We start from the raw sequence: 14,198 nt of genomic DNA, 5'->3' as shown, positions 1-14,198 counted from the left end.
TTACTATCAGAAAATCTCGCTAATATTTGATGAAAACCATTTATTAACGCGAACGTTTAGCAAACTAACCTATATTGGTTGGTCTTCTTTTATACTACACATTGATTGGGAATTTACGGAACTTTTATATTTTGTCCCGTGATTATAAACATTAAGTAAAATTTCGGATAAGCAGCTTGAATTTCTTACGAGTTTCTTGCACTAGACGGGGTTTCATCTAGTAAGAAAGTAAATCGAGAATAATTACAAAAAATAATGAGGCGACCCGCACAACTCGTAAATATAAGCTACAGGTACAGGATCTTAAAAAAGTATGGCTTAAATTCGCTCGAAAAAATTATAAAAGCGATCGAGGTCATGCCAAATTTTTACGACTTTCACAGTTAAGAGATTATCTGCACGTACTTTCACCGATCGCAAAAATACGGAAGCGATCGCTGCTATGCGATCGAGACAAGATTATCGAAACGAGTTATGGTTGCTGCACTGTGGAATGAGAATGCCACGATCTGTGAGTTGGTTCATGGTAGCTTGAACTTTAGCTATGGGTAACTCAAGCTTATAAGCAACTAATACCGCACTACAGAAAGGATGGCGTTGGAGTACGTTGAAGACGTTCTGCTCTAGGTCGCTCATGAATCTTGTCCTCCAAGCTGTTCTTGTCTCAAAAATAGGACGAGAAAGTGAATAAGCTGTGAAGTCGGGAGATAATCAGAAAAATTTTCCAGTGGTTTGTCGATCGCATACCGAATGCACGCTGAGAATACAAATTACAATTTTTCTAACGCTTGATTTACGCATCACCCCTCGCGGGTAGAGTGACGGTAAAAATCGTACCTTGTCCGAGAGTACTTTCGGCAGTAACTTGTCCTTGGTGGTTGGCAACAATCGCAGCCGCAATTGCTAAACCCAATCCCGAACCTGTTGATGCTTGTACTGCTTGTGATGCTGTCGCGTGAGTACGAGCAGGATCGACGCGATAAAAGCGATCGAATAAGTGAGGTAAAGCAGTTTCGGGAATACCAATACCAGTGTCTTTAACTTTGACTTGAAGGCGAGAAGAGAGGAGCGAATGGTAGGGGCGCGCAGCGGTGCGCCCGTACAGAAGGGGCGGGGAAAAAAGTTCTTTGTTAGTAGAGATATGTTGTAGCTCGACCCGAATTTCACCACCTTCTGGGGTGTAATGTATAGCATTACCAATCAAGTTTGTAAATAATCGTGCTAGTTGATTCCAGTCCCCCTGGAGGGTAAACCAATCGTCTTCGGTTTCTGTCTCCGTTGGTGCAGTTAAATCTAGGAAAATTTTGATCTTCTTCTCTGCTGCGGCGAATTGCTGTTCTTCTACGACTTCCATTAAGAGTGCGTCTAAGGGACAGGTAGAAAATTGTGGCTGAACGATCCCGCTATCTTGACGTGCTAGAAATAATAAGTCATCCACGAGACGACCGAGGCGTTTAGTTAATCGTTCTACTACTTTTAATTGTTGTCCATATTTTAAAGATCCTGCGCCTTGTCCCCCAGCTGAATCTAATTCTGCTAAAGCCACTTGAACGTTAGTTTGAATTAAAGCGATCGGGCTTCTCAATTCATGGGAAGCATCAGCAGTAAATTGTTTCAAACGTTGATAAGAATCTTTGACGGGTTCCATTGCTTTGCCCGAAAGAAACCAACCACAAAACGCTACGGAAACGAGCATCAATCCAATACCCAAAATTAAATCGAAAGCGAGTTGCTGGCTCGGTTTAGTGACTTCAAACCAAGGATGACTAACGCGCAGATATCCTAAAACTTGTCGCCCGATTTGAATTCTTTCTGTGACTTGTCTGAGGAGGAGCGAGGAATGAGGAGTGAGGAATGAGGGGGTGTTTTCTCTGTCTTGATGGTGACTAATTTGAACGGTTTCACCCGTGCGGTTGGGATGTAGGGGAATATCTAAAGGTGCGGTAAAGGTTGACCAGAGTAGTTCCCCAGTGGGGCTAAACCATTCTAAATCGATGCGATCGTCATCGACTGTATCGGCATTATCTCGAAAAGAAGCTTCAATATTTAACCGTTGTCCGCTTTCTGGGGAAATTGGTTCGATGACCAGCGATCGCCCAACAACTTCTACGACATGATTTAAGGTATCGTCAATCCGTTCGATCAGGGTATTGCGGACGTACCAATACATCCCACTGGCAAATAGGAGCAGTAGGATAGCAGTAACGGCTGTATACCAAAGTGCTAATCGGCGACGAGTGGTTTGGAACATAAATAGGGAGTAGGGAGTAGGAGGAAGAGAGCAGGGGGGCAGAGGGGCAGAGGGGCAGAGGGGCAGAGGGGCAGAGGGGCAGAGGAGTAACTACCAACTACCAACTATCCATTACCCATTACCAACTACTCACTAATGAGAAATGACAAATTATAAACTACGAGCTAGAAATAATGGACTACGAAGTATTCCGGTAGTAGCATGACGATTAGCTCGATAAGAGAGGTTGTTGTCACTGTTGAGGTAGTAAAGAGGGAACGCTAAAACAAATTACATCGGCGGATGTCGAGATTATGATTTTCAAGGAGTTAAAGCCCAGACGGGGTTGGATTATAGGTGTGACTGCGGGGGCGATCGCGATCGGTTTAATTGGTGTCGGAGTTACTCAGTTAAGAAATTCTGACCGAGCTAAACCAACAGCATCTCAGACTCCTGCACCTCTACCTCAAAAGGTAACAGTTGTTGCACTCGGACGACTAGAACCGGAAGGGGAAGCAATTCGCGTCAGTGGTCCTAATGGCGAACGAATTGGCAAATTATTAGTCTCACGCGGCGACTTTGTCAAGGTAGGGGCAATTATTGCTTATTTAGAAAGTTACGATGAGAGGCTGGCGGAAAGAAATTATGCTGCTAGTCAATTAGCTGAAGCGCAGGAGAGGTTAAAAGCATCAACTGCATACGCTCAAGCCCAAATCCAAGAAGCTCAAACGCGAATTCAACAGGTCGATCGCCCCGGAACTTTTGAGGTAGAGGCGCAAAGAGCAACTGTTAGGCAGATAGAAGCAGAGTTAGCATTAGCACAAACTGACTTACAACGCAACCAAAACCTTTATCAAGAGGGAGCGATCGCCAAGCAAGAATTAGATCGGCAAGTCAGTCAGACGCGCAGTTTACAGGAACAACTCAACAACGCCAAAGCATCCTTGATTCGGTTGGAAAATACCGTGAAAGCGAATTTGGGTAATGCAGCGGCTCAACTGAAGTCAGAGCAAGCAAATCTACCATTAACGCAAGTCCAAGCGGCAGCGCGATCGGCAGCACAAAATCTGGAATTAGCCGAAGCACGGTTGCAGCGGACAATTATTCGCGCTCCCAGAACTGGGAGAATTCTACGGGTTTTTGCCTATCCTGGGGAGGCGATCGCCGACGATGGAATTGTGGAAATGGGAGATACGCGCCGGATGTATGCCGTGGCTGAGGTGTATGAATCTGATGTGGGGTTGGTAAAAGTCGGGCAGAAGGCGACTATTACTAGTCGTAATGGTGCTTTTGCTAAACCAATAACTGGAAAAGTCTCGGAAATTGGCTGGCAGATTTTTAAAAATAACGTTCTCGATGACGATCCGGCTGCCAATGCCGATGCACGGGTGGTAGAAGTGAGAGTACTTTTGGACGATCGCCAAACAGTAGCAGCTCTAACCAATTTACAGGTAGACGTGAAAATTGATGTGAAATCGCCGATCCCCCCAACCCCCCTTAACAAGGGAGGCTAGTTTGGTTCTCTTTTGTGTTAGTCCAACAGCAAAATCTGACTTAAATATTTTGACTTTTAACTTTTGACTTGCTTAGACGTGAAATGAGAACTCCGATCGCCTGGTTGAATTTGGTACACGAAAAGACGCGGTTAGTTGTCGCGATCGCCGGAGTTGCTTTTGCGGTCATTCTCGTATTTATGAACTTGGGTTTTTTGGGTTCTCTGGCAAAATCTGCCAGCCAAATGTACGAGCAAATTAATGCTGATATCTATCTGCGATCGCCTTTAGCTTTAGAAATCAGCAGTACCAAACCCTTTGCAATCGAGCGGATCTATCAAGCACGAGGAGCTAACGGCGTAGAGAGAGCTATGCCACTTTATTTAGGTTATCTCCAATGGCGCAACCCCGAAACTCGCCTGAGTCGGGCAATATTTGCCTTCGGAATCAACCCCAACGATCCTGTATTTTTAATTCCCGAATTAGACTCCCCTGCAAATCGAGCTGCGCTTCTACGTCCAGATACCGTCTTGTACGATCGCCTTTCCCGTCCCGAATACGGAATGCAAACAATTGGCACGACAACCGAAGCGAGATCGAGAGGAATTGGTAGAAAAGTCACAATTGGCGGTCAATACACCTTCGGCGGCGGATTTGCTGCTGATGGAACGTTAATTATGAGCGATCAAAACTTTCGCCGCTATTTCGATCCCTTTCCGCTCAACCGCGTCAGTTTAGGACTGGTGAAACTGCGGTCGAATTCAGATATTGATGCAGTTGTCAAGGAATTACGGCAAATTTTGCCCAAAGATGTAGAAGTCATTACGAAAGCAGAAATCATCGATCGCGATCGCGCCTACTGGATTGGCGCAACTTCGACTGGCTTTATTTTTGGTATGGGGGTGATTGTCTCCTGTATTGTCGGTGTCGTCATCGTCTATCAAATTCTCTATACCGATGTTTCCAGCCACTTACGGCAATACGCCACCCTCAAAGCAATGGGTTATCGCAGCCGAGTTTTATGCGCGATCGTCATTCAAGAAGCAATTATTCTTGCCCTTCTAGGTTACATTCCAGGCTTCGCCATCTCCCTCGGTCTATACGATCTCACCCTCAGAGCCACCAGTGGAGGTCTACCAATTGCAATGGAACTCGAACGCGCTATTCTCGTGCTGCTACTAACGATCCTCATGTGTACCCTCTCCGGCTTGGTCTCCTTGCAAAAAGTCATCAACGCCGATCCTGCCGAAGTCTTTTAATCAGTTATCAGTGGTAGTTGGTAGTTAGTAATTGGTAGTTGGTAAGAGCGTAGTGTGGGATTATTTAATTCCGAATTCCGAATTCCGAACTCCCTAGCCCTTAGTTAGTCATGCTTCCCCCTCGTCACACTCCCTTAGCTTGGTTCAATTTGACTCATGAAAAGCGCCGCTTGCTGACCGCAGTTGCAGGGGTGTCTTTTGCCGTGTTGTTGATGTTTATCTTTCAAGGGTTTGAAAATGCTTTGTACGACAGTCAAGTACAACTGCTAAAACGGCTCAATGGAGAAATTCTGATTGTCAATCGGCTCAAGTACAATATGTTCGTACCGGAGCAATTTGCCCGCCGACGACTTTATCAAGCACGGACTTTTGAAGGTGTAGTTGCTGCCTATCCTTTTTACACGACTACAGGCGATTGGAAAAATCCTCAAACGAAAACCATCAGACCATTGCGAGTCATTGCTTTCAATCCTGATGACCCTGTATTGCCTCTGCCTGGAATTTTACAAAATCGGGAGGCGTTGAAACTACCTTGGACGGCACTTATTGACGACCAATCGCGATCGGAAGTGGGACCGATCGCGATTGGTACAGTCACCGAGTTGTCAGAACAGCAAATTCGGTTGGTGGGTACTTTTAGTTTGGGAACGGACTTTGCTTCTGGAAATGGCAATGTTGTTATTAGCGACCAAAATTTTTTGCGCTATTTTGCTAACTTGGCTCCAGAGGAAGACAGCCGCACGCTCAATACTGTCGATATCGGACTATTGAAAGTGGCGGAAAATGCCGATGTGGATGCGATCGCATCTGCACTGCGCCAGCAACTACCGCAAGATGTCGCCGTGTGGACGAAAGCCGAGTTCGTGCAAAAAGAATTAAGCTACTGGCAAGAAAATACAGCAATTGGCTTTGTGTTTTCGCTGCTAACAACGATGGGGTTTTTCGTTGGGATTATTTTGGTTTATCAAATTTTGTATACGGATGTAGCAGAACATTGGGCAGAATATGCCACGCTCAAAGCGATCGGTTATTCTAATTTTCACCTGCTAGGAATTGTGTTGCAAGAATCGGTGATTCTCGTGTTTTTTGGCTTTGTCCCAGGATTTTTTATCAGTTTGGGACTGTATAGTTTAACAGCTAGTTCTACAGGTTTGTTAATGCAAATGACTTGGGAACGAGCAATTAATATTCTGATTGCTACCTTTATTATGTGTTTGATTTCGGGCGCGATCGCCGTGCGTAAAGTTCAAGCGACAGATCCGGCGGAGGTCTTTGGTTCGTGACTACTGTTGTAGCAACTGCCGTGCAAATTCGCCAGCTCAATTATTATTTTGGGCAGGGCGATTTACGTACTCAGGTATTGTCCGACATCAATCTCGATCTACCCAAGGGACAAATCGTGATTATGACTGGTCCATCGGGTTCGGGCAAAACAACGCTTTTGAGTTTAATTGGAGCTTTGCGATCGGCTCATGAAGGGAATTTATTAGTATTAGAAAAAGAATTAGTCGGACTCAACAAATCTCAATTGGTAGAAATACGACGGAATATTGGCTTTATCTTCCAAGCACACAATCTATTTGAATCTCTGACTGCTTCGCAAAATGTAGAAATGGCTGTGGAATTGACAAATAACTGGCGAGAAAAGCGCAAATTAGCAGTAGAGATGTTGAGTCAATTGGGTTTAGCTAACCGCGTCGATTATAAACCCAATGCCCTATCGGGAGGACAAAAACAAAGAGTCGCGATCGCCCGTGCTTTAGTCAATCAACCGCAACTAATTTTAGCAGACGAACCCACTGCTGCCTTAGATAAAAAATCGGGGCGCGAAGTCGTGACATTAATGCAACAACTGGCAAAAGAGCAGGGATGTACGATTTTAATTGTCACCCACGACAATAGTATTTTAGATGTAGCCGATCGCATTATCAACTTAGTCGAAGGTCGCCTGGAATCAGACGAAAATTTAGAGAATTTTGTCTCTAGCCGCGATCCGAAAAGCCTCGATCAGAGGATGTTTAGTTGATGCAGGAGTCGTAGGAGCGGGTTTTCAAACCCGCCCGTACTTTCCTAAGCGCCTTCCCTTAACTTATCCAACACGCTGCGATCTTCGAGAGTAGAAGTATCCCCAGAAACTTCTTCACCTGCGGCTAGAGAACGGAGTAACCGCCGCATAATTTTCCCCGAACGGGTTTTGGGTAAAGCGTCGGTAAAGCGAATTTCGCCAGGACGGGCGATCGCCCCAATTTCACTGACGACGTGCTGTTTGAGTTCTTTGTTCAACGCCTCACTGGGTGTTATCGTCCCTTCTAGGGTGACAAAGGCAACGATTTCTTCTCCTTTCACCTCATCTGGCTTACTCACGACGGCGGCTTCAGCTACCGCTGGATGAGACACCAAGGCTGATTCAACTTCCATCGTCCCCAAACGGTGTCCGGCTACGTTAATTACGTCATCGACGCGACCCATCACCCAGTAATAACCATTTTCATCCCGTCTCGCCCCGTCTCCAGCAAAATAGATGTACTGTCCATCTTTGGGGGGGATGTGTTCCCAATAGGTGCGGCGGAAGCGATCGGGATCGTTGTAGACTGTCCGCATCATTCCAGGCCAAGGGTGACGCACGACTAAATAGCCACCGTTATAATCGCCAACGGAGTTGCCTTCTAAATCTACGACATCAGCTAAGATGCCAGGGAAAGGACGAGTTGCCGAACCAGGTTTGGTAGGAATTGCCCCTGGTAAGGGTGTAATCATGATACCCCCAGTTTCCGTTTGCCACCAAGTATCGACAATCGGACAGCGATCGCCGCCAATAACTCGCTGATACCACATCCAAGCTTCAGGATTGATCGGTTCGCCTACCGTTCCCAGCAAGCGTAGGGAAGAAAGATTTCTGGCTTTGGGCAAGTCTTCGCCCATTCTAATAAAGGCGCGAATCGCTGTAGGTGCGGTGTAGAAAATATTCACGCCGTATTTTTCAATTACGTCCCACATACACCCAGGATTGGAGGGACGCGGCGCACCTTCATACATTAGCGTAGTTGCACCGTTGGACAAGGGACCGTAGACGATGTAACTATGTCCGGTAATCCAACCTACATCAGCCGTACACCAGTAGACATCAGTATCTTGTAGGTCAAAAATCCATTTGGTTGTCATGTGGGTGTAGAGATTGTAACCTGCGGTTGTATGGACGACACCCTTGGGTTTACCCGTACTACCAGAAGTGTAGAGGACAAACAGCATATCTTCGCTGTCCATCGGTTCGGCGGGACAATCTGCCGATACGCCTTTTTCTAGATCGTGCCACCAACGATCGCGCCCTGCTTCCATGTGAACTTGTTGTTCGGTACGCTTGACAACGAGGACGTTTTCGACTGTGGGGACGGCATTGTCGGCTAAAGCTTTATCAACTTGATCTTTAAGGGGAACGATCGCATCTTTACGCCAACCGCCATCGGCTGTGACGACTAACTTAGCTTGAGCGTCATTCAGGCGATCGCGCAAGGCTTCGGCGCTGAAACCACCAAAGACGACGCTGTGAGGTGCGCCAATTCTGGCACAGGCTAACATGGCGATCGCGGCTTCGGGGATCATTGGCATATAGATCCCGACAAGATCGCCTTTTTTTACCCCCAACTGTTTGAGAACATTGGCAAATTTACAGACTTCCCGATGTAGTTGCGCGTAGGTGAGGGTGCGAGAATCGCCTGGTTCGCCTTCCCAGATCAAAGCAGCTTTGTTCTTACGCCAAGTGGTAAGGTGGCGATCGAGGCAATTGTAAGAAATATTTATTTTGCCACCGACAAACCATTTCGCAAACGGCGGTTGCCAATCTAACACTGTGTCCCATTTTTGGAACCAATGCAATTCTTTTTCCGCTAGTTCTGCCCAAAATTGCTGTGGATTGGCTTTGGCTTTGTTATAGAGTTCTTCATATTCGTCGAAACTTTTGATGTGAGCTTTTTGAGAAAATTCTGCCGGAGGTTGGAATAAACGCTTTTCTTGCAGAATTGATTCAATCGTGATTTGTGACATAGCGATCGCTGTAATCGTTATTGCTACTAAAAACCATTCTGAATGCAGATTTGCCCGAAATTGTTTTGATTTTCGTTAAGATGGGCAACTACCCGTATTCGACAATTGTAGTCAGATAGCTCCATCACTATTTGCGATCGTGAAAGTTGCAGATAGAACAAAGCTTGCTGTAAATTATCCTGATGAGAACGCGATTTCAGGCGATCGCAACGCCTAGCCTACTCTCCCTCTCTCCCGCTCAACAGGTTAAGCTGAATGGAAGAGTCATATTTTGACAAGCTGTATCTGTAGGGTCTTCAGGTTTAAAAACTGTTAATGATAGACGAAATACTAAATTCCCCGTATCACGCCAGCATTGAAACTGCCGCAGTCTTAACCATATTGATCTTTTTAGAGGCGGTACTTTCGGCAGATAATGCGATCGCCCTCGCGGCGATCGCTCAAGGACTGGAAAATAAAAAACTCGAACGTCAAGCGCTCAATCTCGGCTTAGTAGTTGCCTTCGTGCTGCGGATTGCCTTAATCTTGACAGCAACTTGGGTACAGCAATACTGGCAGTTCGAGCTATTAGGTGCGCTTTATCTACTGTGGCTAGTATTTCAACACTTTACCTCAGCAGAAGACGAAGACCACCTGCACCACGGACCTCGATTTCAAGCGCTTTGGCAAGCTATCCCCATCATTGCCTTCACAGATTTAGCATTTTCTCTCGATAGCGTCACTACAGCGATCGCAGTTTCTCAAGAACGCTGGCTGGTACTGACGGGGGCTACTGTTGGTATTATCACTCTGCGATTTATGGCAGGCTTATTCATCCGCTGGTTAGATGAATTCACCCATTTAGAAGATGCCGGATACGTTACCGTCGCCTTGGTAGGATTGCGGTTGATGCTGCGGGTAGCTAACGACGCTCTAGTACCCCCAGAATGGTTAATGATAACCGCGATCGCGCTGTTATTTCTCTGGGGCTTTTCCAAGCGCAATGTTGAGGACTCTCCTGAAGCGATCGTACCCACAGAAAATAAAGAAAAGGCTGAAGTACCGAAGTAGAGAATCGGTTGTAGAGACGTTACATGTAACGTCTCTACAACTCCCTACTCCTTAATCCACGGAGTCAAGCTAGGTTCCCAACTCGCTAGTTCTTCTTCCTTAAACCAGAGGCTAACTTCCTGTTGGGCGGTCTCCGGTGCATCGGAACCATGAATGATGTTACGCCCAATGTTAACGCCATAGTCGCCCCGAATTGTTCCTGGTTCTGCTGTTAGGGGGTTAGTAGCACCGATCATCTTCCGCGCTGAAGCAATAACTCCATCGCCTTCCCAAACCATCGCCACAACCGGACCAGAGGTGATAAACTCGACTAAACCTTGGAAAAAAGGTCTTTCTCGGTGAACGCCATAATGCTGTTCGGCAAGTTCGCGGCTAACTTTCATAAACTTCATCCCAACCAGGGTAAAGCCTTTAGCTTCAAAACGACGAATAATTTCACCGACTAAACTTCGTTGTACGCCATCGGGCTTAATTGCTAAAAATGTGCGTTCCACAGCTATCTCCCTTCAAGTTGTCATTGGTCATTACTCATTTGCAACCCACCAATGACTAGTGACAAGTAACAAATATCAAAATTAGATTATCTTAAATCGGCGAACAGTTATCAGTTATTAGTTACTTACGACTTACAACTTACGACTTACGACTTACGACTTACAACTTACGACTTACCAATGACCTTAATTTGAATAAGTTACACTGGCTATGCGTGGGGCTGTACAGAGGTTAGAAAGACGAGGTGAGAATAGAGATGGGAGCAGATCCAACTGTAGAAGAAATGGAGCCAGCAACGGTTGCAGAAACCAAAACCGAGCTAAAAAACGGCAAGCAGAAGACGTTGAACGTTGCTCCAGGTAAGTTATCGCGTTCGTGGACGATTGAAGACAGCGAAGCGCTCTACCGGATTCAAGGGTGGGGCGAACCATATTTTTCGATTAATGCCGCTGGTCATATTACAGTTTCTCCCAAAGGCGATCGCGGTGGGTCGTTGGATTTGTACGAGTTGGTTAATGCTTTAAAACAGCGAAATTTGGGACTACCTCTGTTAATTCGCTTTTCCGATATTTTAGAAGACCGGATCGAGCGGTTGAATGCTTGTTTTGCCAAGGCGATCGCCCGTTACAACTATCCTGGTGTCTATCGTGGCGTATTTCCGGTCAAATGCAACCAACAACGCCACCTAATTGAAGATTTGGTGCGATTTGGCAAACCGCACCAGTTCGGCTTGGAAGCTGGCTCTAAACCAGAGTTAATGATTGCTTTGGCGTTGCTAGATACTCCGGGGGCGCTGATTGTTTGTAATGGCTACAAGGATAAGGAATATATCGAAATTGCCATGCTAGCCAGCCGTTTAGGACAAACACCAATCGTCGTCCTAGAGCAAGTTGAAGAAGTCGATTTGGCAATTGAAGCAAGTCGCCAGTTGGGAATTCAGCCTATTTTGGGCGTGCGGGCAAAACTTAGTACCCAAGGAATGGGACGCTGGGGAACTTCTACAGGCGATCGCGCTAAATTTGGTTTGACTATCCCCGAAATCATTCAAGCGGTAGAAAAGTTACGCGCCGCCAATCTCCTCGGTTCGCTGCAATTACTCCACTTCCATATCGGTTCCCAAATCTCCGCGATTAATGTCATCAAAGACGCGATTCAAGAAGCCAGCCGGATTTATGTAGAGTTGGCGATGCTGGGAGCAAACATGAAGTATTTGGATGTAGGTGGCGGCTTGGGTGTAGACTACGACGGCTCCCAAACTAACTTCTACGCCTCCAAAAACTACAACATGCAAAACTATGCCAATGACATCGTGGCAGAGTTGAAATATGCCTGTGCGGAACGGCAAGTTTCAGTTCCGACCCTGATCAGTGAAAGCGGACGAGCGGTTGCTTCCCATCAGTCGGTTTTGATCTTTGATGTCGTCAGTACTTCCGATGTTCCTTTCGGTACGCCAGAACCACCCAAGGAGGACGAACCGCCAATCGTCCACCACCTTTGGGAAACTTACCAATCGATTACTAACGAAAATTATCAAGAGGCGTATCACGATGCGGTGCAGTTTAAAGATGAAGCCATCAGCCGCTTTAACTTGGGAATTATGCGCCTGACAGAAAGAGCTAGGGTAGAGCGGATTTACTGGGCTTGCTGCGAGAAGCTAATGGCTATAACCCGCCACGAGGAATACGTACCCGACGATTTGGAAGAGTTAGAAAAGATCATGGCTTCCATCTACTACGTCAATCTTTCCGTATTCCAATCAGCGCCGGATTGCTGGGCGATCGATCAGCTTTTCCCGATCATGCCGATCCACCGTTTAGACGAAGAACCCGATCGCCGAGGCATTTTAGCAGATTTGACCTGCGATAGTGACGGCAAGATCGATCGCTTTATCGACTTGCGAGATGTGAAGTCCGTGCTAGAAATGCATTCCTACAAACCAGGAGAACCCTACTATCTGGGCATGTTCCTCAATGGTGCGTATCAAGAGATCATGGGTAATTTACATAACTTGTTTGGAGATACTAACGCCGTCCACATTCAACTAACGCCCAAAGGCTATCAGATCGAACATGTTGTTAAAGGCGACACCATGACCGAAGTTTTGGGATACGTACAGTACGACGCTGAAGATCTGGTAGAAAGTATCCGCCAGCGCAGCGAACAAGCCATGCTGGAAAAACAAATTACCTTGCAAGAATCCCAGCGTCTCCTCCAAACCTACGAACAGAGTCTCAGCCGATATACGTATTTGTCTTCGCCAACGTAAGTTGTAGGGGTGAAACATCTGTAGGGGCGCACAGCTGTGCGCCCCTACATGCATTATTAACTAGCCTCAATTCCTAGTAGTTCAGCGATCGCCTGTCTTTCAATTGCAGGCTGGGATGGCGTTTCGACGCGGGTATCCGTAATCAACCAGTCTAAGGCAGCAGCTTGGACATCAATCATGGCTCCCGTTTTATCGACGCAATAGCGCCCGTAGACGAGCTTATCTACGAGGCGGACTCCCGGACCTAAACGCGAGTACTCGAAAATGACGCTATTGTCAACTGTAGCGCCGCCACAGATATAGCAGTTGGGACCGATCATGGTAGGACCAACTATTTTCGCACCATCTTCAATCCGCGTCATTCCACCGATATACACGGGACCCGTAATATCTACTTTGTCCCAGTTGACAGCAACGCTCAGACCAGTGTAAATCCCAGGACGAACTTCATGTCCTGGAATTTGGACGTTTTTAATTTCACCTTGGAGTACGCCGCGAATGGCTTGCCAGTAATCGGGAACCTTACCGATATCCACCCATTCAAAATCCATCACCAAGCCATAAAAAGGTGCATTTTTTTCTACAAGTTTGGGAAATAGCTGACTACCAATATCAAAATTTTCTCCAGGTGGAATGTAATTAAATATTTCTGGCTCAAATATATAAATTCCCGTACTAATGTTAGTACTCAGAGCTTCTTCAACTTTTGGCTTTTCTTGGAAGGTTCTGACTCGTCCGTCTTCATCTGTCACCACGATCCCGTAACTAGGGACTTCTTCGCGGGGAACGGATTTCATGATGACTGTAGCAATAGAGCCTTTCTCTCTATGCCATTTCACTGCTGCCGTTAAGTCTAAGTCAATTAGCGCGTCGCCGCACAGTACAACAAAGGTATCGTCAAAAAACGGCGTGAAGTCCTGAATTCGCCGCATTCCTCCCGCAGATCCTACCGCTTCTCCAACGAGAACGCCATCGACAATTTTTCCTTCAAAGGAATAAGCAAGCTGTACGCCAAAGCGCTGTCCGTCGCGGAAGTAGTTTTCGATTTCGTTAGCTAGGTGGCTGACGTTGACCATGATTTGGTCAAAACCGTGTTGGCGCAATAGTTCAAGGAGAAACTCCATCACTGGCTTTTGCAGGATGGGAATGAGCGGTTTGGGGATGGTGTAGGTAATGGGGCGGACTCTCGTACCCTTACCCGCTGCCAGAATCATGGCTTTCATTAGAAGCTACTCCTCAACATGAGACAAACTGTAAGCGATTGATGCAAAATCTACTCTTGATTAAAAACAAATGCGATCGTTTGATTGCATTTTCGATCCTCGTTTAATTCTCTACCGAAATCATCCCGAAAACTACACAGC

11 protein-coding genes are annotated in these 14,198 nt (G+C 46.4%); 6 read left to right on the top strand and 5 right to left on the bottom strand.

What is annotated here, in order from left to right:
* Positions 1-459: 459 nt before the first annotated feature.
* A complete protein-coding gene (locus H6G17_RS15570) occupies positions 460-636 on the bottom strand; it encodes a hypothetical protein (protein WP_165587757.1) in 177 nt (58 codons plus the stop codon).
* A gap of 157 nt (positions 637-793) precedes the next feature.
* Complete coding sequence (locus H6G17_RS15565; protein ID WP_192158635.1) at positions 794-2,251, bottom strand: ATP-binding protein; 1,458 nt, start codon at positions 2,249-2,251, stop codon at positions 794-796.
* A 293-nt stretch (positions 2,252-2,544) separates the two neighbouring features.
* Between H6G17_RS15565 and H6G17_RS15560 the strand changes: the two genes are divergently transcribed.
* The 4 genes from H6G17_RS15560 to H6G17_RS15545 all read left to right on the top strand — a co-directional run bounded on the left by H6G17_RS15560 (position 2,545) and on the right by H6G17_RS15545 (position 7,008).
* Entirely contained in the window at positions 2,545-3,744 is a 1,200-nt protein-coding gene (locus tag H6G17_RS15560; protein WP_192158633.1) for an HlyD family efflux transporter periplasmic adaptor subunit, read from the top strand.
* An 83-nt stretch (positions 3,745-3,827) separates the two neighbouring features.
* Positions 3,828-4,982, top strand: coding sequence for an ABC transporter permease DevC (devC, locus tag H6G17_RS15555; protein WP_192158631.1), 1,155 nt, complete (start codon positions 3,828-3,830; stop codon positions 4,980-4,982).
* Between the two features lie 110 nt (positions 4,983-5,092).
* Positions 5,093-6,265 (top strand): ABC transporter permease DevC, encoded by a 1,173-nt coding sequence (devC, locus tag H6G17_RS15550; RefSeq protein ID WP_192158628.1) that lies wholly within the window; start codon positions 5,093-5,095, stop codon positions 6,263-6,265.
* Complete coding sequence (locus H6G17_RS15545) at positions 6,262-7,008, top strand: ATP-binding cassette domain-containing protein (protein WP_192158626.1); 747 nt, start codon at positions 6,262-6,264, stop codon at positions 7,006-7,008. Before devC (H6G17_RS15550) ends, H6G17_RS15545 begins: the two co-directional genes overlap by 4 nt.
* A gap of 44 nt (positions 7,009-7,052) precedes the next feature.
* Here the strand turns inward: H6G17_RS15545 and acs are convergent, their stop codons facing one another.
* Positions 7,053-9,023 (bottom strand): acetate--CoA ligase, encoded by a 1,971-nt coding sequence (gene acs, locus H6G17_RS15540; protein ID WP_192158624.1) that lies wholly within the window; start codon positions 9,021-9,023, stop codon positions 7,053-7,055.
* A gap of 315 nt (positions 9,024-9,338) precedes the next feature.
* Here acs and H6G17_RS15535 point away from each other — a divergent pair, with 315 nt between their 5' ends.
* Entirely contained in the window at positions 9,339-10,073 is a 735-nt protein-coding gene (locus tag H6G17_RS15535) for a TerC family protein (RefSeq protein ID WP_192158622.1), read from the top strand.
* A gap of 44 nt (positions 10,074-10,117) precedes the next feature.
* Here H6G17_RS15535 and ndk read toward each other — a convergent pair whose 3' ends face one another.
* Positions 10,118-10,567 (bottom strand): nucleoside-diphosphate kinase, encoded by a 450-nt coding sequence (gene ndk / locus H6G17_RS15530; protein ID WP_039716236.1) that lies wholly within the window; start codon positions 10,565-10,567, stop codon positions 10,118-10,120.
* 257 nt (positions 10,568-10,824) lie between these two features.
* Here ndk and speA point away from each other — a divergent pair, with 257 nt between their 5' ends.
* A complete protein-coding gene (speA, locus tag H6G17_RS15525) occupies positions 10,825-12,834 on the top strand; it encodes a biosynthetic arginine decarboxylase (protein ID WP_192158620.1) in 2,010 nt (669 codons plus the stop codon).
* Positions 12,835-12,890: 56 nt separating this feature from the next.
* On the opposite strand, the gene H6G17_RS15520 is transcribed toward speA, so the two are convergent.
* Positions 12,891-14,057 (bottom strand): NDP-sugar synthase, encoded by a 1,167-nt coding sequence (locus H6G17_RS15520; protein WP_015154994.1) that lies wholly within the window; start codon positions 14,055-14,057, stop codon positions 12,891-12,893.
* Positions 14,058-14,198 lie beyond the last annotated feature (141 nt).

The sequence above is a fragment of the Chroococcidiopsis sp. [FACHB-1243] genome, assembly GCF_014696895.1.
Classification (GTDB): Bacteria; Cyanobacteriota; Cyanobacteriia; order Cyanobacteriales; family Chroococcidiopsidaceae; genus Chroococcidiopsis.
This window is presented reverse-complemented; position numbering and strand designations above follow the sequence as displayed.